The organism is Massilia alkalitolerans DSM 17462, assembly GCF_000427785.1.
In the GTDB taxonomy this organism is placed as follows: Bacteria; Pseudomonadota; Gammaproteobacteria; order Burkholderiales; family Burkholderiaceae_D; genus Telluria; species Telluria alkalitolerans.
In genome coordinates this window covers 82,631-103,587 of record NZ_ATYR01000017.1, presented here as the reverse complement: position 1 = coordinate 103,587, position 20,957 = coordinate 82,631, and the positions used below count along the sequence as shown (strand labels likewise).

At 64.6% G+C, this 20,957-nt stretch carries 24 protein-coding genes and 1 riboswitch; of the genes, 6 read left to right on the top strand and 18 right to left on the bottom strand.

What is annotated here, in order from left to right; translation table 11 throughout:
* Positions 1-120: 120 nt before the first annotated feature.
* The 7 genes from dnaK to YWC_RS0117670 all read right to left on the bottom strand — a co-directional run bounded on the left by dnaK (position 121) and on the right by YWC_RS0117670 (position 7,099).
* On the bottom strand, positions 121-2,061 hold the full coding sequence (gene dnaK, locus YWC_RS0117705) for a molecular chaperone DnaK (protein ID WP_027866579.1): 1,941 nt from the start codon (positions 2,059-2,061) through the stop codon (positions 121-123).
* Between the two features lie 90 nt (positions 2,062-2,151).
* On the bottom strand, positions 2,152-2,763 hold the full coding sequence (grpE, locus tag YWC_RS0117700; protein ID WP_027866578.1) for a nucleotide exchange factor GrpE: 612 nt from the start codon (positions 2,761-2,763) through the stop codon (positions 2,152-2,154).
* 379 nt (positions 2,764-3,142) lie between these two features.
* Positions 3,143-4,246, bottom strand: a complete 1,104-nt coding sequence (hemH, locus tag YWC_RS0117690) for a ferrochelatase (protein WP_027866577.1) — start codon at positions 4,244-4,246, stop codon at positions 3,143-3,145.
* An 83-nt stretch (positions 4,247-4,329) separates the two neighbouring features.
* Positions 4,330-4,758 (bottom strand): organic hydroperoxide resistance protein, encoded by a 429-nt coding sequence (locus tag YWC_RS0117685; RefSeq protein WP_027866576.1) that lies wholly within the window; start codon positions 4,756-4,758, stop codon positions 4,330-4,332.
* The gene (locus YWC_RS29905) at positions 4,748-6,001 is read right to left on the bottom strand and encodes a cyanate transporter (protein ID WP_051306535.1); all 1,254 of its coding nucleotides are present in this window, start codon (positions 5,999-6,001) and stop codon (positions 4,748-4,750) included. The genes YWC_RS0117685 and YWC_RS29905 overlap by 11 nt, the downstream gene beginning before the upstream one ends.
* Before the next feature lie 22 nt (positions 6,002-6,023).
* The gene (locus YWC_RS0117675; protein WP_027866575.1) at positions 6,024-6,485 is read right to left on the bottom strand and encodes a nucleoside deaminase; all 462 of its coding nucleotides are present in this window, start codon (positions 6,483-6,485) and stop codon (positions 6,024-6,026) included.
* Positions 6,486-6,505: 20 nt separating this feature from the next.
* Positions 6,506-7,099 (bottom strand): ankyrin repeat domain-containing protein, encoded by a 594-nt coding sequence (locus YWC_RS0117670; RefSeq protein WP_229413130.1) that lies wholly within the window; start codon positions 7,097-7,099, stop codon positions 6,506-6,508.
* A 201-nt stretch (positions 7,100-7,300) separates the two neighbouring features.
* On the opposite strand from YWC_RS0117670, the gene YWC_RS0117665 reads away from it, so the two are divergent.
* Positions 7,301-8,137, top strand: a complete 837-nt coding sequence (locus tag YWC_RS0117665; RefSeq protein WP_027866573.1) for a LysR family transcriptional regulator — start codon at positions 7,301-7,303, stop codon at positions 8,135-8,137.
* A 22-nt stretch (positions 8,138-8,159) separates the two neighbouring features.
* On the opposite strand, the gene recN is transcribed toward YWC_RS0117665, so the two are convergent.
* From recN to YWC_RS0117650, 3 genes are all read right to left on the bottom strand, one after another.
* The gene (gene recN / locus YWC_RS0117660) at positions 8,160-9,824 is read right to left on the bottom strand and encodes a DNA repair protein RecN (RefSeq protein ID WP_027866572.1); all 1,665 of its coding nucleotides are present in this window, start codon (positions 9,822-9,824) and stop codon (positions 8,160-8,162) included.
* A 41-nt stretch (positions 9,825-9,865) separates the two neighbouring features.
* Complete coding sequence (locus tag YWC_RS0117655) at positions 9,866-10,768, bottom strand: NAD kinase (protein ID WP_027866571.1); 903 nt, start codon at positions 10,766-10,768, stop codon at positions 9,866-9,868.
* Between the two features lie 135 nt (positions 10,769-10,903).
* A complete protein-coding gene (locus YWC_RS0117650) occupies positions 10,904-11,797 on the bottom strand; it encodes a DUF3667 domain-containing protein (RefSeq protein ID WP_027866570.1) in 894 nt (297 codons plus the stop codon).
* Between the two features lie 152 nt (positions 11,798-11,949).
* On the opposite strand from YWC_RS0117650, the gene YWC_RS0117645 reads away from it, so the two are divergent.
* The 4 genes from YWC_RS0117645 (at position 11,950) to ribB (ending at position 14,185) form a co-directional block, all read left to right on the top strand.
* Positions 11,950-12,270, top strand: a complete 321-nt coding sequence (locus YWC_RS0117645) for a hypothetical protein (RefSeq protein ID WP_027866569.1) — start codon at positions 11,950-11,952, stop codon at positions 12,268-12,270.
* Between the two features lie 9 nt (positions 12,271-12,279).
* The gene (locus tag YWC_RS0117640; protein ID WP_156923776.1) at positions 12,280-12,711 is read left to right on the top strand and encodes an OsmC family protein; all 432 of its coding nucleotides are present in this window, start codon (positions 12,280-12,282) and stop codon (positions 12,709-12,711) included.
* Between the two features lie 97 nt (positions 12,712-12,808).
* Complete coding sequence (gloA, locus tag YWC_RS0117635; protein ID WP_027866567.1) at positions 12,809-13,222, top strand: lactoylglutathione lyase; 414 nt, start codon at positions 12,809-12,811, stop codon at positions 13,220-13,222.
* Between the two features lie 74 nt (positions 13,223-13,296).
* A riboswitch (FMN riboswitch) is annotated at positions 13,297-13,440 on the top strand.
* A gap of 100 nt (positions 13,441-13,540) precedes the next feature.
* On the top strand, positions 13,541-14,185 hold the full coding sequence (gene ribB, locus YWC_RS0117630; RefSeq protein ID WP_027866566.1) for a 3,4-dihydroxy-2-butanone-4-phosphate synthase: 645 nt from the start codon (positions 13,541-13,543) through the stop codon (positions 14,183-14,185).
* Positions 14,186-14,229: 44 nt separating this feature from the next.
* Here ribB and glf read toward each other — a convergent pair whose 3' ends face one another.
* The 6 genes from glf to YWC_RS0117600 all read right to left on the bottom strand — a co-directional run bounded on the left by glf (position 14,230) and on the right by YWC_RS0117600 (position 19,844).
* A complete protein-coding gene (gene glf / locus YWC_RS0117625) occupies positions 14,230-15,384 on the bottom strand; it encodes a UDP-galactopyranose mutase (protein ID WP_027866565.1) in 1,155 nt (384 codons plus the stop codon).
* A gap of 251 nt (positions 15,385-15,635) precedes the next feature.
* Positions 15,636-17,000, bottom strand: a complete 1,365-nt coding sequence (locus YWC_RS0117620; protein ID WP_027866564.1) for a TolC family outer membrane protein — start codon at positions 16,998-17,000, stop codon at positions 15,636-15,638.
* Positions 17,001-17,051: 51 nt separating this feature from the next.
* On the bottom strand, positions 17,052-17,375 hold the full coding sequence (locus YWC_RS0117615) for a rhodanese-like domain-containing protein (protein ID WP_027866563.1): 324 nt from the start codon (positions 17,373-17,375) through the stop codon (positions 17,052-17,054).
* A 7-nt stretch (positions 17,376-17,382) separates the two neighbouring features.
* The gene (locus tag YWC_RS0117610) at positions 17,383-18,036 is read right to left on the bottom strand and encodes a protein-L-isoaspartate O-methyltransferase family protein (RefSeq protein WP_027866562.1); all 654 of its coding nucleotides are present in this window, start codon (positions 18,034-18,036) and stop codon (positions 17,383-17,385) included.
* A gap of 162 nt (positions 18,037-18,198) precedes the next feature.
* On the bottom strand, positions 18,199-18,843 hold the full coding sequence (locus tag YWC_RS0117605) for a TetR/AcrR family transcriptional regulator (protein ID WP_027866561.1): 645 nt from the start codon (positions 18,841-18,843) through the stop codon (positions 18,199-18,201).
* Between the two features lie 116 nt (positions 18,844-18,959).
* Positions 18,960-19,844, bottom strand: coding sequence for an SDR family oxidoreductase (locus tag YWC_RS0117600; RefSeq protein WP_027866560.1), 885 nt, complete (start codon positions 19,842-19,844; stop codon positions 18,960-18,962).
* 119 nt (positions 19,845-19,963) lie between these two features.
* Between YWC_RS0117600 and YWC_RS0117595 the strand changes: the two genes are divergently transcribed.
* On the top strand, positions 19,964-20,218 hold the full coding sequence (locus YWC_RS0117595; RefSeq protein ID WP_051306533.1) for a YkgJ family cysteine cluster protein: 255 nt from the start codon (positions 19,964-19,966) through the stop codon (positions 20,216-20,218).
* Here the strand turns inward: YWC_RS0117595 and YWC_RS0117590 are convergent.
* Both YWC_RS0117590 and YWC_RS0117585 read right to left on the bottom strand, forming a co-directional pair.
* Positions 20,215-20,424, bottom strand: a complete 210-nt coding sequence (locus YWC_RS0117590; protein WP_027866558.1) for a hypothetical protein — start codon at positions 20,422-20,424, stop codon at positions 20,215-20,217. The genes YWC_RS0117595 and YWC_RS0117590 overlap by 4 nt on opposite strands.
* Positions 20,425-20,520: 96 nt before the next feature.
* Positions 20,521-20,931, bottom strand: coding sequence for a hypothetical protein (locus YWC_RS0117585; RefSeq protein ID WP_027866557.1), 411 nt, complete (start codon positions 20,929-20,931; stop codon positions 20,521-20,523).
* Positions 20,932-20,957: the final 26 nt, after the last annotated feature.

Here is a 20,957-nt window from a genome sequence, read left to right as displayed (position 1 = left end):
TCTGGTAAAACGGTTTGAGCAAAAAAACCGAGCCGGGAAACCAAACGGTCGCAGCGGCTCGGCGGGTCCCGTGACAGGGAGCGGACGAGTGTAACCCAGCTCGCCCGTCCCCGCAGGGAATTACTTCGCGTCTTTCACTTCCTTGAAGTCCGCGTCCACGACGTCGTCCTGCTGCGGCTGCTGTTCGCCGCCGGCAGCCTGGGCGCCGCCCGCGCCGGCAGCGCCAGCCTGCTGCGCCTGCATGTCGGCGTACATCTTCTCGCCCAGCTTCTGCGAGGCGCTCGACAGGGCCGCGGTCTTGGCGTCGATGTCCGCCTTGTCGCCGCTCTTGATCGCGCCTTCCAGGTCGGCGATCGCCGCTTCGATCTTTTCCTTCTCGCCGGCTTCCAGCTTGTCGCCGTATTCGGTCAGGGACTTCTTGGTCGAGTGCACCAGCGCGTCGCCCTGGTTGCGGGCTTCGGCCAGTTCCTTGACCTTCTTGTCCTCTTCCGCGTTCAGCTCGGCATCCTTCACCATCTTCTGGATTTCGTCTTCCGACAGGCCCGAGTTGGCCTTGATGGTGATCTTGTTTTCCTTGCCGGTGGCCTTGTCCTTCGCGCCCACGTGCAGGATGCCGTTGGCGTCGATGTCGAAGGTCACTTCGATCTGCGGAGTGCCGCGCGCTGCCGGCGGGATGCCCTCGAGGTTGAACTCGCCCAGGCTCTTGTTGCCTGCTGCGATCTCACGCTCGCCCTGGTAGACCTTGATGGTCACGGCCGGCTGGTTGTCGTCGGCGGTCGAGAACACCTGCGAGAACTTGGTCGGGATCGTGGTGTTCTTGTGGATCATCTTGGTCATCACGCCGCCCAGGGTTTCGATGCCCAACGACAGCGGGGTCACGTCCAGCAGCAGCAGGTCCTTGCGCTCGCCCGACAGGACCGAGCCCTGGATGGCGGCGCCGACAGCGACGGCTTCGTCCGGGTTGACGTCCTTGCGCGGATCCTTGCCGAAGAACTCCTTCACCTTTTCCTGCACCTTCGGCATGCGGGTCATGCCGCCGACTAGGATGATGTCGTCGATGTCCGAGACCTTGATGCCGGCATCCTTGATCGCGGTGCGGCACGGCTCGATGGTGCGAGCGACCAGTTCCTCGACCAGGGCTTCCAGCTTGGCGCGGGTGATCTTCAGGTTCAGGTGGACCGGCGCGCCGTTCGCCATGGCGATGTACGGCTCGTTGATTTCGGTCTGCTGCGCCGACGACAGTTCGATCTTGGCGCGCTCGGCCGAAGCCTTGATGCGCTGCAGGGCGATCGGGTCCTTCGACAGGTCGAGGCCGTTGATCTTCTTGAACTCGTCGATGATGTAGTCGATCACGCGCTGGTCGAAGTCTTCGCCGCCCAGGAAGGTGTCGCCGTTGGTCGACAGCACTTCGAACTGCTTCTCGCCGTCGACGTCGGCGATCTCGATGATCGAGACGTCGAAGGTGCCGCCGCCGAGGTCGTACACGGCGATCTTGCGGTCGCCCTTGTCGGTCTTGTCCAGGCCGAATGCCAGCGCGGCCGCGGTCGGCTCGTTGATGATGCGCTTGACGTCCAGGCCCGCGATGCGGCCGGCGTCCTTGGTCGCCTGGCGCTGCGAGTCGTTGAAGTAGGCCGGCACGGTGATGACCGCTTCGGTCACTTCTTCGCCGAGGTAGTCTTCGGCGGTCTTCTTCATCTTGCGCAGGACTTCAGCCGAGATCTGCGGCGGCGCCAGCTTCTTGTCGCGCACGCCGACCCAGGCGTCGCCGTTGTCGGCGGCCAGGATCTGGTAAGGCATCAGCGAGATGTCTTTCTGGACTTCCTTTTCCTGGAACTTGCGGCCGATCAGGCGCTTGACCGCGAACAGGGTGTTCTTCGGGTTGGTGACAGCCTGGCGCTTGGCCGGCGCGCCGACGAGGATCTCGCCGTCTTCCTGGTAAGCGATGATCGACGGCGTGGTGCGCGCGCCTTCCGCGTTCTCGATGACTTTCGGCTGGCCATTTTCCATAATGGCGACGCAGGAGTTGGTGGTTCCCAGGTCAATACCGATGATCTTGCCCATGTTGTTTTCCTTTTGAATGCTGTAGTTTCGGATAGAGTCAATATTGGGAAATACCGCGCTCTTTCAAGAGCGCAGTATCCAGCTCCTGCTTTACTTCGGCGCTGCCGCCGTCACGATGGCCGGACGCAGCAGGCGGTCGGCGATCATGTAGCCCTTCTGCAGCACGGCGACCACGGTATTGGCCTCCTGCTCGGACGGCACCACGGCCACGGCCTGGTGCTTGTTCGGGTCGAGCTTCTCGCCCGCTTGCGGCATCACTTCGACCAGGCGGTTCTTTTCGAACGCGGCGGTCAGCTGCTTGAGCGTCATTTCGACGCCTTCGCGGATCGACTCGACGGTCTGCGACTCGACCTTCAGCGCCATTTCCAGGCTGTCGCGCACCGGCACCATGGCCTCGGCGAAGCTTTCGATGGCGAATTTATGGGCCTTGCTGACGTCGTCCTGGGCGCGGCGGCGGATGTTTTCCGCGTCGGCCTTGGCACGCATGAAGGCGTCGTGCATCTCGGCCAGCTTGGCTTCGGTAGCGCTGAGCTGGGCTTCCAGTTCGGACTGTGCCGAGGTGTCGGCCGTCGGCGGCACGCCGGCCTGGCCGGCGCTGGCCTGGGCCGCCTCGTTCGCGGCGGCGGCGGTAGCGGCATCAGCCTGCTGCGGCGGGGCGCCGTTGCCCTGTTGGGACAGCTCTTGGTTTTCTTGGTCTTGCATCGAAAAAACTCCTAGAATCAAGGACTTGGCTGAGTTGGTAACGTGTCCTGCGTGACACACAGGGCCCTACATGGGGCGATGTCCTACATTTTCAAGGGGCATTTCCGGTACACCTTATGAAAAAGTAGAAATCATTTGTTACAAGATTTACGCTTTCCCTGAATCATTTCTCAATGAAAAGTCTTACGCTTCCTGACAAGCTTGCAGAAAACATCGCAAGCATCCCGGAGCAGACATCATGAGACTTCAACTGATCAGTGGCGCCGTCGTGCTGTACACCCTCGCGGTGCTGGCATGGCTGTGCTATGTCGGCATCAGTGCGGCGCCCTGGCATGCATAAACTGAGCCGTCTATTTTAACAGGTCGACAAGACGGGGCTTTACGCGCCCAGCTGGGCCGCGTGCTGGGCGCCGACCTGGGCATCGCGGCGCTGGGCCGCGCGCTGGGCCGGCGTCAGGATGGTCGGCCAGCCGATCAGGTGCTGTTCGGCGATCTCGGCCAGGCCGGTGATCCAGGCCGGCGACTCGTTCAGGCAGGGAATGTAGTGGTATTCCTTGCCGCCGGCGGCCTCGAAGTCGTGCCGCACTTCCATATTGATCTCTTCCAGGGTTTCCAGGCAGTCGCTGGTGAAGCCCGGGCAGATCACGTCGATCCGCTCCAGCCCCTGGCGCGCCAGTTCCTGCACCGTGGGCGCGGTGTAGGGCTGCAGCCACTCGGCCTTGCCGAAGCGTGACTGGAAGGTGACGATGTATTCGTCGGCGCCCATGCCCAGCGCCACCGCCAGCAGGCGCGCGGTCTTCTGGCATTCGCAGAAATACGGGTCGCCCAGCATCAGGGTGCGCTTGGGCGTGCCGTGGAAGCTCATCACCAGCTTCTGGCCGCGGCCGTGGGCTTCCCAATACGCTTCCACCTGCACCCGCAGCGCCTCGATATAGCCTTCGTGATCGTGGTAGTGGCGCACCAGGCGCAGCTCGGGGATATTGCGCACCTGGGCGTAGTGGGCATGGACGGCGTCCCAGACCGAGGCGGTGGTGGTGCCGGAATACTGGGGATAGGCCGGCAGGACCACGATGCGCTGGCAGTGATCGGCCTGCAGGCGCGCCAGCACGTCGGACAGCGAAGGTGAGCCGTAGCGCATTGCCATCACCACCTTCACGCCTTCATGGCCGCGCTCGACGAGGGTCTTTTCCAGCAGCGCCGCCTGCTTCTGGGTGTGCACCTTGAGCGGCGAGCCTTCCTTGGTCCAGATAGTGCGGTACTTGGCGGCCGACTGGCCGGAACGGAAAGGCAGGATGAACAGGTTCAGGATGAACCACCAGATCCTGGCCGGGATCTCGACCACGCGCGGATCGGAAAGGAACTGCTTCAGGTAGCGGCGGACGGCCTTGCGGGTGGGTTCGTCCGGCGTACCCAGGTTGACCAGCACGATGGCGCTGGAGGGCACGGTACCGTGGGGGAAAGGCGGTTCGTTTCGAAAGGGCATGAGCGAAAGATATTGAAAGGACGCCCATTATTATAAGTGGCGTCCCATTGCCGTAGCTGTCTACCGCGAACAACAGCGGGTCATCAGGTGCTGGTATGCAGGCGCACGTCGATGTTGTTGCGGGTGGCGTTCGAGTAGGGGCAGACCACGTGGGCCTTGTCGACCAGGTCTTTCAGCTGGGCCTGGTCCATGCCGGGCGCCTTGATGCTCAGGTCGACCTCGATGCCGAAGCCGGTCGGAATCGGGCCGATGCCGACGTCGCCGGTGACGGTCAGGTCGGGCGGCAGCGTGACTTTTTCCTTGGCGGCCACGAACTTGAGCGCGCCGAGGAAGCAGGCCGAATAGCCGGCCGCGAACAGCTGTTCGGGATTGGTGCCTGAGCCGCCGCCGCCGCCGAGTTCTTTCGGGGTGCTCAGTTTCAGGTCAAGCACATTGTCGGAACTTTTCGAGGTGCCTTCACGGCCGCCTTGCGAGGTGGCCTGGGCGCGGTACAGCACGTTGTCAATGCTCATTCGAATTCCTCCTGTGGTGGTCTGGACGCGCTCCGCGGAGCGGAGCGTTTGTCACTTTGCCACAGAATGGCGGAAGGGGCAGGACGGGAGTGCGCGGCGCCATCGCCGGCCCATAGCTGTCCGGGCTGAAGCGGACGCTCAGCCCGGCCACCAGGCCGACACAGGCGAGGTGCCAGGACCATCCCGGAACATAGCTGGCGCTGAGTTCATGCAGCGCGGCGACGAGCCAGGGCGGCAGCGCGGCCAGGATGAATCCGCCGCCTTGCATGAGCGCCGTCAGGGCGCCCGCCTGCGCCGGATCGGGCAGATGGTCCAGCGCGACGCCCATCGACAGGGCGAACCAGCCGCCCAGGCCCGCACCGAGGATGGCCGCCAGGGCGTAAGGTGCCCAGCCGGGGGCCAGTGCGAGGCCGCTAAAACCGAGGGCCTGCATGCCCAGCGTGAGCCACAGCCAGGGCCGCCGGTCCGCTTGCCTTGCGGCGATGGCAGGCAGCGCCAGCGCCGCAAGCGCCTGGCCCGCCGCCAGGGTCGCCAGCAGGCCAGCGCTGGCCGAGGGGCTCCAGCCTTGCGCCTGATAGGCGGGCGCCAGCCATGCCACGACCGACGAATAGCCGCCGTTGACCAGGCCGAAACAGGCCATGAGCAGCCAGGTCCGGGGCCGCAGCAGGAGCGCCCGCGTCGTGCTGCGGCCGGGACCCGTGCGCGCATCGGCAGGCAGGCCCCCCCGCGCCACCAGCACGGCAAGCAGGGCCGGCAGGGCAAAACATGCCAGTCCCGCCGTCCAGCTTCCGCTGGCCTCGGCCACGAGCGGGGACACCATGGCGCCGAGGGCCCCTCCTCCCATGAGCATGGCCGAATACAGCCCCATCACGGGGCCGGTGTGGCGCGGGAAGGCGCGCTTGATCATCCCTGGGAACACCGCCTGCACCACCGCCACGCCCGCACCGATCAGGGCGGCGGTGGCGACCAGGGCCGCGCCCGATCCGGCCAGCAGGCGCAGGGCGCAGCCGCCGCAGATGGCGGCCAGGGCGGCCAGCACCGCGCGGCGCGCGCCCACCGTGCTTTCCAGCGCCGGCGCGGCGAATGCCAGGATGCCCATCAACAGCATCGGCACCAGCGTCAGCAGCGCCATGCCCTGCAGGCCCAGCCCTGTGTGACGCTGGATGCCGGCAGCGAGCGGCCCGATGGCGGTGATGAAGGGCCGCAGGTTGATCCCGACCAGCACCACGGCCGCGATCGGCATCAGCCGGCGCACTGCGCCGGGGCTAATGGTGTTGCTGCCAGTGCGCGTACAGCTCCGGCTCGCCGTCGAGGCGGACCGGCAGATGCCGGATCCGCATCGACTGCTGGTCGACGGGCCTGGCCAGGTCGGCGTAGACCGCGGCCGTGGACAGGCCAAAGGGGTCGGCGTCCTGGTTGGAATAGGCGTAGGTCACTGCCGCGATCCCGGCCATGCGCATCGCCCCCATGCACATGGGGCAAGGATGGCCGCTGGCATAGACGGTGCAGCCCGCCAAACTGGCCGAGTCGAGGATGCGGCTGGCGGCCCGGATGGCCAGCAGTTCGGCATGCGCGGTCGGATCCTTGGTGCCGACGACCTCGTTGACCGCCTGGGCGATCACCTTGCCGTCCTTGACGATGAGCGCGCCGAAGGGGCGCCCGCCCCGTTCGACATTGGCGTAGGCCAGCGCGATGGCTTGCCGCAGAAAATCCGTGTCCTGGTTCATGTGCGTTTCCTCTCGAAGGCTCAGCGCCCGCCGGCGGCGCGCAAGACGCTTTCGATCTTGCGGTAGCCGCGGGCGCGCGCATGCCGCAAGGGCGTGACGCCGTTGCGATCGGCAATATTGGGATCGGCGCCCGCTTCGAGCAGGAAGGCCACGATCTGCCGGTGGCGTTCGCCCTCCCCGCCCAGGATGATGGCTTCCAGCAAGGCGGTCCATCCCAGATTGTTGACATGGTCTAGCGCCACGCCGGCCTTGACCAGGGTCTTCACGGTGTCGACGTGGCCGCGCTCGGCCGCCGGAATCAAGGCCGTGCCGCCATAGCGGTTGGTGCTGCGCAGATCGGCGCCGTGCGCCAGCGTCATCTTCAGGATCTCCAGGTAGCCCTGGGCGCCGGCATACAGATAGGGACTGTCGCTGATCTGGTCCTTGGCGTTGACGTCGGCGCCGGCCTCGATGAGCACCCGGGCGGCGGCGGCCTGGTCCGCCCTGGTCGCCACCAGCAAGGCGGTCGAGCCGGACGCGTCGCGCGCGTCGATCCTGGCGCCTGCATGCAGCAGCCGTTCGATGGCGGGAACATCGCCGCGTGCGGCGGAGGCATGCAGCGGATGGGCGGGCATGGGCTGCGCTGAACAGGCTTGCATGCCCACAAGCATGGTGCTTGCGCAGAGGGTTGGCACTATTGACTTGGTCATGTCGGCTCCGAATCGATGCGCCAAGCATAAGCATCCCGGTCTTTATTGGGAAATTAAATTAAATCATTAAAATTATTAAAATCCTGCATGATAGGATGCGTGCCCCCACCATCAACCGGGTAGAACATGTTCGATCTGCGCTTGCTGCGTGCTTTCGTGACCATTGTCGAAGCGGGCAGCTTTACCGCGGCGGCCGACCGCCTGCACATGACGCAATCCACCATCAGCCAGCAAATCGCCCGGCTGGAAGAAGCGGTCGGCCAGCCGCTGGTGGACCGCTCGGCCCGGCCGATACGCGCCAGCGCCGCCGGCGAGCGGCTGCTGGGGTATGCGCGGCGCATCCTGCTGCTCGAGACCGAAGCGCAGGCGGCCCTCGCTGATCCGGCCGGCGCAAGGCCGGTACGCATCGGCCTGCCCGAAGACGTCTTCGACGGCAGGATGGCCTCGGCCTTGCAGGCGCATGCGGGCCAGGATCGCTCGATCCGGCTCGACATCACGACGGGGCTGAGCCGCAAGCTGGCCGAGGCGTACCGGGGCGGCGAATTCGATATCGTCGTGGTCAAGGAAGCGGCGGCCAGCGCCGATTGCCTGGCGACGTTTCCGGAACCGATGGCCTGGTTCGAAGGCGAAGACAGCACGCAGCCATGGCCCGACCCGATTCCGCTGGTCGCCTTTCCACCGGGCGGGCTGTATCGGGAGGCCATGTTCGAGCGCATCGAGCGCGAGCGCCGGCGCTGGTATATCGCGTTCTCGGGGAGCAGCCTGCAAAGCATCCTGGTCGGCCTGGAAGGCGGCCTCGGATTGTCCATGCTTCCCGTCCAGGCAGCCAGGGGACGGCGCCTGCGCATCCACGCCCCCTTCGGCACGGCGCCGCCCATGGCGATCTCGATCTACACCTGGGACAAGGGTGGGCTGGTGGCCGAGCTGGCCAGGGCGATGGCGGAGGTTCTCGACAAGCGATGAATGCCGCGTCAAGCTGCGGGCTTCAGGAAGCCAGCAGCTCCCTGGCATGCTTGCGCGTGGTCTCGGTGATCTCGATCCCGCCCAGCATGCGCGCCACTTCCTCCACCCGCGCCCGGGTGTCGAGCACGTCGATGCGCGAGACCGTGCGGCCCTCGATGGTCGCGCCCTTGGCCACCTGGAAGTGCTGGTTGGCCTGGCTCGCCACCTGCGGCAGGTGGGTCACGCACAGCACCTGGCGCTGCTGGCCCAGGCGCTTGAGCAGGCGCCCCACCACCTCGGCCACGCCGCCGCCGATGCCGGTATCGACCTCGTCGAAAATCAGGGTCGGCGTGGTGGTCGCGTGCGCCGTGATCACGGCGATGGCCAGCGAGATGCGCGCCAGTTCGCCGCCCGAGGCCACCTTGGCCAGCGGCCGCGCCGCCACCCCAAGATGGCCGGCCACCAGGAATTCGACCTGCTCGAGGCCGTGCGCGCCCGGTTCGCCGGGATTGAGCGCCACCTCGAAGCGGCCACCGCTCATGCTCAGCTCCTGCATCGCGCTGGTGACGCCCTTGCCCAGCTCCACGGCCGCCTGCTGGCGCCGTTTGGAGAGGCGCTCGGCCACCTTCATGTAGGCTGCCCTGGCCTTCTCTTCCTGCTTGCGCAGGCCTTCCAGGTCGCTGGCGTCGGCCAGCTGGCGCAGCCTGGCGGCCAGCGCGGCATGTTCTTCGTGCAGTTCTTCGGGCGTCACGTGGTACTTGCGCGCGGCGCTGTGCAGCGCTTCCATGCGCGCGTCCACCTCGCGCAGGCGGCCCGGGTCGAGTTCGACCTTGTCGATGTAGTTGTTCAGCGCGTACACGGCTTCCTGCAGCTGGATGCGCGCCGGCTCCATGCAATCAAGCACTTCCTGCAGCTGCGCGTCGACGTCGACCAGCTTGCCCAGCTTGGCGTTGAGCGAGGACAGCTGCGACAGGATCGGGTGGTCGGCTTCCGAGATGGCCTGCAGCGCTTCCTGCGCGCCCTCGAGCAGGCTGGCGGCATGCGACAGGCGGCTGTGCTCGTTGCTGATCTCGGCCCATTCGCCCGCCTTCGGCGCCAGCTTGTCGAGCTCGCTCACCTGCCACTCCAGGCGCTCGCGCTCGAGCAGCACCTTGCGCGCATCGTTCTCGAATTCCTCGCGCTGGCGCACCAGCGCGCGCCAGGCTTTATAGGCGCTCGCGGTGGCCTGCACCTCTTCGCTGGCGGCCGGGTCGCGCACGGCGATCTGGTTGTCGAGCAGGGCGCGCTGGGCATCGGTTTTGAGCAGCGACTGGTGCGCATGCTGGCCGTGGATATCGACCAGCATGTCGCCCAGTTCGCGCAGCTGCGCGGCGGTGGCGCTGATGCCGTTGATCCAGGCCTTGGAGCGGCCGGCGTTGTCGATCACGCGGCGCATCAGGGCCACGCCTTCCTCGGTCGGGAATTCGTTGGACAGCAGCCACGAGGAGGCCGTGGACGTCAGCGCGAATTCGGCGGTGATGTCGGCCTTGGCCGCGCCTTCGCGCACCATGCTTGCGTCGCCGCGCCCGCCCAGCGCCAGTTGCAGCGCGTCGATCAGGATCGACTTGCCGGCGCCGGTCTCGCCGGTAAACACCGTGAAGCCATGCGCGAACTCGAGTTCGATGGCGTCGACAATGACGAAATCACGGATGGTAAGTGTGCGCAGCATGAAAAATCGGGTCTCCTGTTTTTGCTCTGCTTGTGACGGGATTACGTCAATTTGCCTTCGTTGGTCGGGTATTCGTTCCAGTGCAGCTTTTCGCGCAGCGTGTGGTAATAGCTCCAGCCGCGCGGATGCAGGAAGGTGATCGTGTGCGGCGAGCGCGAGATGACGATGCGGTCGCCCAGCTGCAGGCTGGTGAAGGTCTGCATGTCGAAGTTGACGCTGATGTCGCGCCCCGCCACCAGTTCGACCACGATCTCGCTGGAATCGGGCACGACGATCGGCCGGTTCGACAGCGCGTGCGGCGCGATCGGCACCAGCACGATGCCCCGCACTTTCGGGTGCAGCAGCGGCCCGCCGGCCGACAGCGCATACGCGGTCGAGCCGGTAGGCGTCGAGATGATCAGGCCGTCCGCCCGCTGGTTGTACATGAATTCGCCATCCACGATGAGCTTGAGCTCGACCATGCCGGCGCCGGTGCCGCGCGCCACCACCACGTCGTTGAAGGCGACGCTGCAGAAGATCTCCTGGCCGTCGCGCACCACGCGCGCTTCCAGCAGGGTGCGCTCGCCGCTGCGGGCCTGGCCCTGCAGGATCTCATGCAGGGCCGGCACCATGCGGTCGAGCGGGATGTCTGTGATGAAGCCCAGCCGGCCCGAGTTGATGCCGATCAGCGGGATGTCGTACTTGGCGAGCTGGCGCGCGATGCCGAGCATGGTGCCGTCGCCGCCCATGACCACCGCGTAGCTGCCCTGCTCGCCGATCTCGGCCACCGTCATGGCCTCGATGCCCTCGATACCGAGGTAGGCCGCGGTATCGGTCTCGAACACCACCCGGTAGCCTTCCTTGGCCAGGAACTCGGTGAGCTGCCGGGCCGGCTCCTCGATGCCGGGGGTATTTTGCCGCACCACGAGCGCGATGATTTGTTGCTTTTCAGGCGTCACAGGCATGGTTCCAGGGCGGTTGGGTCGGGACTACGGAGATTAACCGATTATCCCTGCGTCTGCTATATGGGTGCCCTGCGGGCGCTCGCGAATAACTGTACAAATAACCAGTATAACGGGCGCCCCGCGCTTCCGGCAAGATCAGATCAAGAGCCCGACCGCCACCGCCAGGAATACCACCGTTACCAGGGTGACCAGGTGCAGCACCATCAGGACCATCCAGCGCAGCGCCGTCACGATCCGCCCGCCGCCGAACACGCGCCGCATCGCGGTCGGCAGGTAGAACACCAGCCAGGCCAGCAGCACGAAGCGGACAAAGTTCCAGCCGTTCGCCAGCATGAACAGGCTCAGCATCAGGAAGGCGAAGGCATTGCTGTGCAGGGCGAATAGGAAGTGTTCGCCGTAGCGCCGCCCCGAGCCGAGGTAGAGCAGCTTCAGGTAGAGCGCGAACACCGGCATCATCAGGAAGATCGCGTAGGGCGTGTAGCTGAAGAACACGCGTTTGGCCGTTTCGCTGCGTTCCTTGTGCGACAGGACGAAGAAGCGCTCGGCGCCCTGCTCCAGCCTCGGACTGACACGGCCCAGCAAGCGCTTGGTCTTGTCCTGGAACTCCTGGAAATTCTCGGTATTGCCTGCGTCTCCCGACTGCTGGACGGCGGCCGGCGCGCTCATGGCGGGTGGCGTGTCCGTGCCGCCGATATTGACGATCTGCACGCCGCTCATCTTGAACAGCGCAAAGAAGATGATGCTGAAGGTCAGGTACAGGCGCAGCGGCTCGATGTAGCGCACGCGACGGCCTTCGATGTATTCGCGGCTCAGGAAGCCCGGCTTGAACAGCAGCAGCTTGAGCGAGCGCCACAGCTTGCCCTCGAGCGCCACGTAGTGGGCGATGAACTCGTGCAGGAATTCGCGTGCGCTCGGCACATGCAGGTGGGTCGCCTGGCCGCACTGGTGGCAGTAGTTGCCGGAGATGGCGGTATCGCAGTTCTTGCAGAAAGCGGCTTGCTGGTGGGTGTCGAGGGCGTGGGCAGTCACGTTACAGGTCCTGCAATATTGTCCAAACCGCCATGTTAACGGGTTAGTTGCAAAAAAGCATCTCTCATTGTCACGCCGCCGTCTCCAATTGCGCGACTGCTTCGGCAGGCGGCGGCTACGATGGGGGTTAACTGGATTACAAGGAGGCCCATATGGTGACCGAAACCAAAGACCGCTTCGTCAACACGAAGGCACCGATCGAAAACGATGGCGTCAAGCGCCAGCCGCACGAGCGCGACGAAAGCCCGGACGGGCAGGACCAGGAACCGCGCGGCATCATGGAGCAGGCCGCGTCGGACATGGCGCAGGGACTGGTGAACACCGACATGTACGGCACCAATCCCGACGGCCTGGAAAACGCCGTCGACCCGGCGCCGGGCGCCAGCGGCCAGGCCAAGCCCCAGCCGGACAACAACGACTCGATGCGCCGGCACGACACCACCAACGACAAAGCCGACAAGAACAACCTGTAAGGAGTACACATGACCATCAAACGCAACGGCAGCGCCGTCTGGAGCGGCGGCCTGAAGGACGGCAAAGGTGCGATCTCGACCGCGAGCGGCGTGCTCAAGGACACCCAGTACGGCTTCAACACCCGCTTCGAGGACGGCCCCGGCACCAACCCGGAAGAACTGATCGGCGCGGCCCATGCGGGCTGCTTCACGATGGCGCTGTCCGGCCAGCTGGGCCAGGCCGGCCTGACGGCCCAGGAGCTGCGCACTACCGCCACAGTCTCGATGGAAAAGGTCGAAGGCGGCTTCTCGATCACCGCGGTGCACCTCGACCTGGTGGCCAAGATCCCGGGCGCCAGCCAGGAAGCCTTCGACAAGGCAGCCAACACCGCGAAGGAAAACTGCCCGGTGTCGAAGCTGCTGAACGCGGACATCACGATGACCTCGCGGCTGGAGAACTAAGGCATTGCCGGATGCCGCCATCGCGAGGCAGCGTCCGGCAGAAATCGCGCCCAGCGCATAAAATGGCCGCTTTCCGTTTCACCAGAAGGACACCCCCATGCGCATCCTCCACACCATGCTCCGCGTCGGCGACCTGCAGCGTTCCATCGACTTCTACACCAAGGTGCTCGGCATGAAGCTGCTGCGCACCAGCGACAATCCCGAGTACAAGTACAAGCTCGCCTTCCTCGGCTACGGCAGCAACCCGGACCACGCCGAACTCGAGCTGACCTACAACTACGGCGTCGACAGCTACGACATGGGCACGGCCTACGGCCACATCGCCATCTCGGCCGAAGACATCTACGCCACCTGCGACAACGTGCGTGCCGCGGGCGGCAACATCACCCGCGAGCCGGGCCCGGTCAAGGGCGGCACCACCGTGATCGCCTTCATCACCGACCCGGACGGCTACAAGGTCGAGCTCATCGAGCGCAAGGACAATGCGGCCGGCGCTGGCCTGAGCAGCTAAGCTCTCCCTTCCTCAGCAGGACCGGCGCGGCGCTGCTACAATCGCCGGGCCTGCTTTTCAGGCATTCACTTAAATTACGTCTTCGGGGCGGGGTGCGATTCCCCACCGGCGGTATGAGCCTGCAAAGGTTCGAGCCCGCGAGCGCCTGCGCAAGCAGGGTCAGCAGACCTGGTGAGAGGCCAGGGCCGACGGTATAGTCCGGATGAAAGAAGATGTGCGCTGCCACGCGCTGTCCTCGCTGCTTTTGCGGCCGGGCCGGCGCGCGCTTTGCTTTGCCCTGATGCGTTTTTCGCCAACTACCTGCGAGGAGCGTTTCACATGTTAGTCACCACCACCCATTCCCTCACCAGCACCGACCTCGAAGGCCGCATCGCCGCCGCCCTGGACGCCGTGCGCAACGGGGTTCCCGTCATCCTGCTCGACGATTTCGACCGCGAGAACGAAGCCGACCTGATCGTCGCGGCCGACAAGCTCAGCGTCGAGACGATGGCGCTGATGATCCGCGAATGCAGCGGCATCGTGTGCCTGTGCTTATCAAGCGACAAGGTGCGCGCGCTCGCATTGCCGCCGATGGCGGCGGAGAACGGCAGCCGCTACGGCACGCCCTTTACCGTGTCGATCGAGGCGCGTCATGGCGTCACGACCGGCGTGTCGGCGGCGGACCGCGTCACCACCATCCGTGCGGCAATTGCAGCCGATGCGAAGCCGGATGACCTGGTACGGCCGGGCCACGTGTTCCCCTTGCGCGCCACGCCGGGCGGCGTGCTGGCGCGCGCCGGGCATACCGAGGGTTCGGTCGACCTGGCGACGATGGCGGGCCTGCAGCCGGCGGCCGTGCTGTGCGAGCTGATGAATCCGGACGGGACGATGATGCGCGGAGAGCAGATCGAACATTTCGCCGCCTTGCACGGCTTCCCGATCCTGACGATTGCGGAAATGATCGAATGGCGTAAGCGCCGTTGATTCGTACGGGGTGATGGCTTGAATAACCATCACCCATCATGGCATTACGCCAGTGGATCGATCACAAAGGCCGGCATGCGCGCGTTGCTCTTGGCGCTTTCCAGGAACTTGTCCGCGGTGGCCAGCGCCTCGTTGATGGTCACGTCCATGTCGAGGTAGCGGTAGGTGCCGAGACGGCCCACGAAGGTCACGTTCGGCTCCTCGCGCGCCACGTTCACGTAGCGTTCCAGCTGCTGCTTGTCGCGTGCCTGGCGGATCGGGTAGTAGGGGATGTCCTTCTCTTCGCACTGGCGGCTGTATTCCTTGTACATCAAGGTCTTCTCGTGCTTTTCCCACGGCGAGAAGTGCTTGTGCTCGGTGATGCGGGTGTAGGGCTGGGCGTCGTCGCAGTAGTTGATGACGGCATTGCCCTGGTAGTCGCCGGTGTCGCGGAACACTTCGAAGTCCAGCGTGCGGTACGGCAGGCGGCCCTCGGAATGCTTGAACCAGGCGTCGATCGGGCCGCTGTAGAACACGTGCTCGTAATCGCCCTTGTTGGCCGGGTCGAACTTCGTGTTCAGGTGCAGGGTAATGCCCGGCACGTCCATGATCTTTTCCACCAGCGCGGTGTAGCCGTCTTCCGGCATGCCCTGGTATTTGTGGGCGAAATAATTGTCGTCGTAGTTGAAGCGCACCGGCAGGCGCTTGAGGATGCTGGCCGGCAGTTCGGTCGGCTGCATGCCCCACTGCTTGACGGTATAGGTCTTGAAGAAGGCTTCGTACAGCTCGCGGCCGACGAAACGCAGGGCCTGGTCTTCAAAGGTAACCGGGTTCTCGATCGACTTGTCGCCGAGCGAAGCCAGGAATTCCTGGGCCTCGGCCGGACGGAAGGTCTTGCCGAAGAACTGGTTGATGGTGAGCAGGTTGATCGGCAGTGTGTAGACGGCGCCGTTGGTGATCGCCTTGACGCGGTTCACGTAAGGCATGAAGCGGCTGTAGCGGTTGACGAATTCCCAGACCCGCTCGATATCGGTGTGGAAGATGTGCGGCCCGTAGACGTGCACCATGACGCCGGTTTCGGCATCACGCTCCGAATGGCAGTTGCCCGCAATGTGGGGGCGCGATTCGAAGATCTCGACTTTGTACCCAGCTTGTGCCAGCTGGTTGGCAATGACGGCCCCGGAAAAACCGGCGCCGACAATCGCGATGTTCTTTTGCATGTGTGTTTTTCCTTAGGGATGAGAATTCTGACGGTGGCATCGGTTGCCGGCGGACTCTTCCGCAGCGCAGCAAACGTAGCCCCTAACATTGTCAGTTTATCAGCTTTGCAAAAAAACTCCCCGGCGCCTTACTTGTCGTGCGTCAACTATTCTATTTTTAAATCAATGAGTTAGCAGTGTTTACAAAAGTAAAAAGCCCGGATGAAAGTCCGGGCTTTTTAACTTGGCAGCAGGCCAGGCCTGCGCGGCGATTACTTCTCCAGCAGGTTGTTCACCGCTGCCAGGTCCGATTCGCGCAGCGAGCCCGAGGCCGCCTTCAGGCGCAGGCCGTTCAGGATGGTGTTGTAGCGCGCCTGGGACAGATCGGTGCGGGTCTGGTACAGCTGGCGCTGCGCGTTCAGCACGTCGATGTTGATGCGCACGCCGACCTGGTAGCCCAGCTTGTTCGATTCCAGCGCCGACTGGCTCGACACTTCCGCCGCTTCCAGCGCCTTGACCTGGGCCATGCCGCTGTTCACGCCGAGATAGGCCTGGCGTGCCTGCAGGGCGGCCTGGCGGCGCGTCGCTTCCAGGTCGTTGCGGGCCTTGTCTTCCAGCGCGATGGTTTCGCGCACGCGGCTGGTGACGCCGAAGCCGTTGAAGATCGGCACGCTGAACTGCACGCCGATACCATTGTTGGTATTGGTGCCGGAAGCGCCGAAGGTGCCGCCGTGGATCTTGGTACGCTGGTTGCTGGCCACCAGGTCCAGGGTCGGATAGTGGCCGGCGCGGGTCTTCGAGATCTCGCGCTTGGCCAGTTCCACCTGCAGCTGCGACACGGTCACGCCATAGTTCTGGGTTTCGGCCGATGACACCCACGGGTCGGGATTCGCGGGCGTCGGCGCGGTCAGGGTGATGCCGGTCTTGAGCGGCGCCAGGCTGTTCGGCGCCGTGCCGATGATGGCCTGCAGCGCATTGCGCTTGTTGTCGAGGTCGTTCACCGCAGCGAATTCCTGGGCGATCACCAGGTCATACGCCGCCTGCGCTTCGTGGGTATCGGTGATGGTCTGGGTCCCGACTTCGAAGTTGCGCTTGGCCGATGCCAGCTGCTCGGTCACCGCGGTCTTCTGGGCGCGGGTCGATTCCAGCTTGTCCTGGGCCGCCAGCACGTCGAAGTAGGCTTGCGCCACGCGGGTGATCAGGTCTTGCTGGGCCTGGGCGAACTGGGCTTCGGAGATGGATTGCTGCAGCTTGCTCTGCTGGTAGGTTTCCCAGCGATCCCAGCGGAACAGCGGCTGCGTCAGCAGCAGCGTGTAGGTGCTGGTGCGCAGGTTCGAGTCGTCTCCCGACACGATGGTTTCCCTGCCGGTGAGCGGATCGGTGACCCTTGCTCCTTCGTTGAACGGCGACGCATCGCGATCGTTCTTGATGCTGCTGCCGGTGATCCCCACGGTCGGGAGAAGTCCTGCGCGCCCTTGCGGAATCCGCTCCCGCCCAGCAGCCGCCGACGCACGCGCACTTGCATAGGTCGCATCGTTGGCGAGTGCCTGCTGGTACACCTGGAGCAGGTCGGCCGCGCTGGCGTTCAGCGAAAAGGCGGCGCCGGCAACCAGCACGGCAAGAAGGGATTTGCGCAGGGGTTTCTGCATTACATTCTCCACAGGAGTCATCAATAGTTAGGAATCAGCTCAATACTTCGGCATCGAAGGGTCGACCTGTACGGCCCAGGCGTGTATCCCGCCCGTCAAATTCGTTACGTTGTCAAATCCGTTCCGTTCGAGGAAGGCAGCGACCTGCATGCTGCGCGCCCCGTGGTGGCAGATGCACACGATTTCTCGGTCATCTGGCAGTTCGCCGGCACGGATTGGCACCAGGTGCATCGGGATCTGGGTCGAGCCTGCGATGTGGCAGGTCTCGAATTCCCAGTTCTCGCGCACGTCCAGCAGGAGTGGCTGCTCGGCTGCCCCATCGGCAAGCCGGGCCGCCAGCTCCGGTGCGGTCATGTGCTGCATCGCGGCCTCAGAACTGGAAGCGCGACGGCGCCTGCGCGCCGGTCAGCGGCTTGACGATGGTCTCGAACAGCTTGACCGTGTCGTAGCCGCTTTCCGACGTGCGGGTGATGATGTTGAAGGTCATCGCCGGCGCCTCGCCCAGGATCGCGCCGATGCGGCCGCCCACCTTCACCTGCTTGAGCAGCGTTTCCGGCATCACCGGCAGGCCGCCCGACACCAGGATCACGTCGTAGGGCGCGCCCTTGTCCCAGCCGCCGGCGCCATTGCCTTCTTCGACCGTCACGTTGGTGACGCCGGCACGGGCCAGGTTTTCCTGTGCCAGCTTCACGGCTTCCGGCTGGATTTCCACGGTGGTCACGTGGCGCGCCTTGTGCGCCAGCAGTGCCGCCATGTAGCCCGAACCGGTGCCGATTTCGAGGACGTTCTCATGCTTCTTGACCGCCAGTTCCTGCACGATGCGCGCTTCGACCTTCGGGTTGAACATCGCTTCACTGCCCGGCAGCGGGATCTCGACGTCGGCAAACGCCAGGTTCTCGTACGCGGCCGGCACGAACTGTTCGCGCTTGACCACGTGCAGCAGGTCCAGCACGTCCTGGTCAAGCACGTTCCACGGGCGGATCTGCTGTTCGATCATGTTGAAGCGGGCTTGTTCGATATTCATCTGAGTTCTCGATGGAAAAATAAATAATCCGATATTTTATCGTTGAACGGCCTCAGGACGCACATCTTAGCGATGGGCTGCCCGGACCGGGGGAAATTGCGACAGTCTGCAGTTTGGAGGGGTTGAACGCCGAAAAAACGGCGCAATGGCGCAAATGGCAACTCAGGCACTGCGGGGGAGGAGGCCGTGCAAGGTGAGATCGAGCAGGTTCTCGAGGAAGGCCTGGGGCTGCAGCGCGCCATCCTCGCAAGGCGCCACGGCCGAGTGCCGCCACACGTTGAGCATCATCATCGGTGCGATCAACACCTGGGTCATCTGCAGGATGTCGACATTGCGGAATTCGCCCCGGCTGACGCCGCGCTCGACGATGCTCGAAATCATGTGGACCGTGCGGCTCATGACCTCGTCCCGGTAGAACTGGGCCAGATCCGGGAAATTGACGGCTTCGGCGAGCATCAGCTTGCCCAGGCCCGATGCCTTGCTCTGGCCGATCTGGCGCGACCAGTTCATGACCACGTCGCGCAGCAGGTCGCCACTGTGGCCATGGAACTCGGCCACCGAGGATTCGGCCTTGCCCAGGAAAGGAAGGATGCTCTCGCGCACCACGGCCTTGAACAGTTCTTCCTTGTTCGTATAGTAGAGATACAGCGTCCCCTTGGACACACCGGCGCGGCGCGCCACGTCTTCCAGACGGGTAGCGGCGAAGCCGCGCTCGACGAACAGGTCAATTGCGGCAGCAAGGAGCTCCTGCGGACGGGCCTCCTTCCGGCGTTCCCACCGCGGCTTGCTGTCGAGTGGACATTCCATGTTTCCGCCTAGAAACCAACTGAACAACCATAGAATATAGACGGGGCTTGTCAGGCAGTCAAGCAGTCCCTTGCCAAAACTGTCAATATAAACAGGTATTTACGTGATTCGGGTACTTATGATGGCCCGTAGATGCGCCCGTTTGCCCGCGACGCATACAAGGCGCCATCCGGGTTGCGCGGCGGTGCGTCCTGCTGCTGGCGCGGCACCTGGAATACCGACAGGCGGTCCGTCAGCCCGGGGACGATTTTTTCCATCAGCACGTCGATCTCGGCCATCATGCCGACCCGCACCGTGCGCATCGGCACCACGGCCGCATGCAGGATGGCCGCAGCCACCTCGTGCGGGTCGACCTGGGGCGACGGCAGTTTCGGTTCGCAGTCCATGTAGTTGCGGGCATGCTCGGGCAGCGGCGTGTCGACGGCGGTCGGCTCGATCAGCGTGATCGACACCGGCGCCCCGTCCATGTGCTCGACCTCGATGCGCAGCGCATCGGTGAATCCTTTCACCGCGTGCTTGCTGGCCGAATACATGCCCTGCATCGGGATCGCCACCTCGGAGGCTTCGCTGCCGAGGTTGATCAGGGCGCCGCCCTGGCGCGTGAGGTGCGGCAGCGCCACCAGCGAACCATGCACCATGCCCCAGAAATTGATGTCGAACAGGCGCCGGCTGTCTTCCTCGGATACCTGGTCGAGGCGGCCGTAGATGGTGCCGCCGGCATTGTTGATCCAGGTATCGATACGGCCATAGCGCTCGATCGCGACCTGGGCGATACGCTCGACCTGGGCGCGCTCGGCGACGTCGGCCACCACCGCAATGGCATCGAAGCCGTTCTCGACCAGCCCCTGCACCACCGCCTCGAGCACGTCGGCCCCGCGTGCGGCCAGCACCAGCTTCGCGCCCTGCTTGCCCGCTTCCTGCGCGGTGGCCAGGCCGATGCCGCTCGAGGCGCCGGTGATCACGACGACCTGGCGGTTCAGGGGTTTGAGGGGACTGGACATGGGGCCTCCTGCTGGTGCTGTGAGATGACAACAACGTAGCAGGAAAACGGCGGGCGCCGCGCCCGCCAGGGGCGCCGCGGCGCTATACTGCTGCCCTTCCTTGTCGTCCTTCCTCCACCATGCAGTGTAGAAGCAACTGCGGCGCCTGCTGCACCGCACCCTCGATCACCAGCCCGATTCCGGGCATGCCCGACGGCAAGCCGGCCGGCATGCGCTGCGTGCAGCTGGGCGAGGACAATCGCTGCCTGATCTTCGGCCGGCCCGAGCGCCCGGCTTTCTGCGGCGGGCTGCAGCCGTCAAGGGAAATGTGCGGGGACAGCCGCGAGCAGGCGATCCGCTGGCTGGATGAACTGGAGCGTGCGACCGCGCCCTAGGTCGTCTTGCTGGAATCGTCTTGTTCGGGCATGACCAGCCCGATGCGTTTTTTCTTCTTCTTGATCACGGTCGCGTGCTCGACCGCCGGCTTGGTGGCCGGTGGCGGTGCGACGGGCAGTGGAAAGCCGAGGAAGGCCATCACGAAAAAGATCGGCAGCAAAACATAGAACAGCGGCCGTCTCCAGTTCAGTTTCTGTTTCAGCATGCCCGGCACATGGCAGCATACTTACAGAAAGCAAGACCGGACCCTTACCCACGCGGGGTAATCTGCGATGCCGCCGGGGCCGCCCAGGCCCTCCGCTTACGCTGCGGCCGACTTGCCGCGCGCCTGCTGCACGCGCTGGAACAGCCCGCCCAGCGTCATCCCTTCGTGCCAGATGTCGTCGAGCCGCAGGCCGTAGCGCTCGCGCAGCGCCTTCGCCAGCGTCTCGAATTCCTGCGCGTCCGGCAGCCAGCGCCTCGGGTTCACCTCGCGGTAGATGCCGAGCACTTCATCGTCGGGACGGAAGTGCAGCCGCTCGCTTTCGCGAAAGGCAAAGGATGACACGAAGACGGACAGGAAATCGCGGATGTCCTTCCGCGACGCGGTAGGGAAGGTATTGCGCCAGGCCCGGCCCTGGCAGGGCCGGTAACGCAGGGAGTTGGGGCTTTGCCAACCGTGGAATGCTGCCCAGGCGAGCGCAGCAAGGATCAGGACAACAAAGATACTCATGCGGTTGAGTCAGGAATACTCATGCG

What these genes read in the sequence shown, in the direction of transcription:
- YWC_RS0117615 (WP_027866563.1), bottom strand. Translation starts at nt 17,375, where the DNA reads ATGCAGCACATGACCGCACCGGAGCTGGCGGCCCGGCTTGCCGATGGG.
- recN (WP_027866572.1), bottom strand. Translation starts at nt 9,824, where the DNA reads ATGCTGCGCACACTTACCATCCGTGATTTCGTCATTGTCGACGCCATC.
- grpE (WP_027866578.1), bottom strand. Translation starts at nt 2,763, where the DNA reads ATGCAAGACCAAGAAAACCAAGAGCTGTCCCAACAGGGCAACGGCGCC.
- YWC_RS0117645 (WP_027866569.1), top strand. Translation starts at nt 11,950, where the DNA reads ATGGTGACCGAAACCAAAGACCGCTTCGTCAACACGAAGGCACCGATC.
- ribB (WP_027866566.1), top strand. Translation starts at nt 13,541, where the DNA reads ATGTTAGTCACCACCACCCATTCCCTCACCAGCACCGACCTCGAAGGC.
- YWC_RS0117595 (WP_051306533.1), top strand. Translation starts at nt 19,964, where the DNA reads ATGCAGTGTAGAAGCAACTGCGGCGCCTGCTGCACCGCACCCTCGATC.
- YWC_RS0117675 (WP_027866575.1), bottom strand. Translation starts at nt 6,485, where the DNA reads ATGAACCAGGACACGGATTTTCTGCGGCAAGCCATCGCGCTGGCCTAC.
- hemH (WP_027866577.1), bottom strand. Translation starts at nt 4,246, where the DNA reads ATGCCCTTTCGAAACGAACCGCCTTTCCCCCACGGTACCGTGCCCTCC.
- YWC_RS0117640 (WP_156923776.1), top strand. Translation starts at nt 12,280, where the DNA reads ATGACCATCAAACGCAACGGCAGCGCCGTCTGGAGCGGCGGCCTGAAG.
- YWC_RS0117655 (WP_027866571.1), bottom strand. Translation starts at nt 10,768, where the DNA reads ATGCCTGTGACGCCTGAAAAGCAACAAATCATCGCGCTCGTGGTGCGG.
- YWC_RS0117600 (WP_027866560.1), bottom strand. Translation starts at nt 19,844, where the DNA reads ATGTCCAGTCCCCTCAAACCCCTGAACCGCCAGGTCGTCGTGATCACC.
- YWC_RS0117605 (WP_027866561.1), bottom strand. Translation starts at nt 18,843, where the DNA reads ATGGAATGTCCACTCGACAGCAAGCCGCGGTGGGAACGCCGGAAGGAG.
- YWC_RS0117665 (WP_027866573.1), top strand. Translation starts at nt 7,301, where the DNA reads ATGTTCGATCTGCGCTTGCTGCGTGCTTTCGTGACCATTGTCGAAGCG.
- glf (WP_027866565.1), bottom strand. Translation starts at nt 15,384, where the DNA reads ATGCAAAAGAACATCGCGATTGTCGGCGCCGGTTTTTCCGGGGCCGTC.
- YWC_RS0117670 (WP_229413130.1), bottom strand. Translation starts at nt 7,099, where the DNA reads ATGCCCGCCCATCCGCTGCATGCCTCCGCCGCACGCGGCGATGTTCCC.
- YWC_RS0117585 (WP_027866557.1), bottom strand. Translation starts at nt 20,931, where the DNA reads ATGAGTATCTTTGTTGTCCTGATCCTTGCTGCGCTCGCCTGGGCAGCA.
- YWC_RS0117685 (WP_027866576.1), bottom strand. Translation starts at nt 4,758, where the DNA reads ATGAGCATTGACAACGTGCTGTACCGCGCCCAGGCCACCTCGCAAGGC.
- gloA (WP_027866567.1), top strand. Translation starts at nt 12,809, where the DNA reads ATGCGCATCCTCCACACCATGCTCCGCGTCGGCGACCTGCAGCGTTCC.
- YWC_RS0117590 (WP_027866558.1), bottom strand. Translation starts at nt 20,424, where the DNA reads ATGCTGAAACAGAAACTGAACTGGAGACGGCCGCTGTTCTATGTTTTG.
- dnaK (WP_027866579.1), bottom strand. Translation starts at nt 2,061, where the DNA reads ATGGGCAAGATCATCGGTATTGACCTGGGAACCACCAACTCCTGCGTC.
- YWC_RS29905 (WP_051306535.1), bottom strand. Translation starts at nt 6,001, where the DNA reads ATGCCGATCGCGGCCGTGGTGCTGGTCGGGATCAACCTGCGGCCCTTC.
- YWC_RS0117610 (WP_027866562.1), bottom strand. Translation starts at nt 18,036, where the DNA reads ATGAATATCGAACAAGCCCGCTTCAACATGATCGAACAGCAGATCCGC.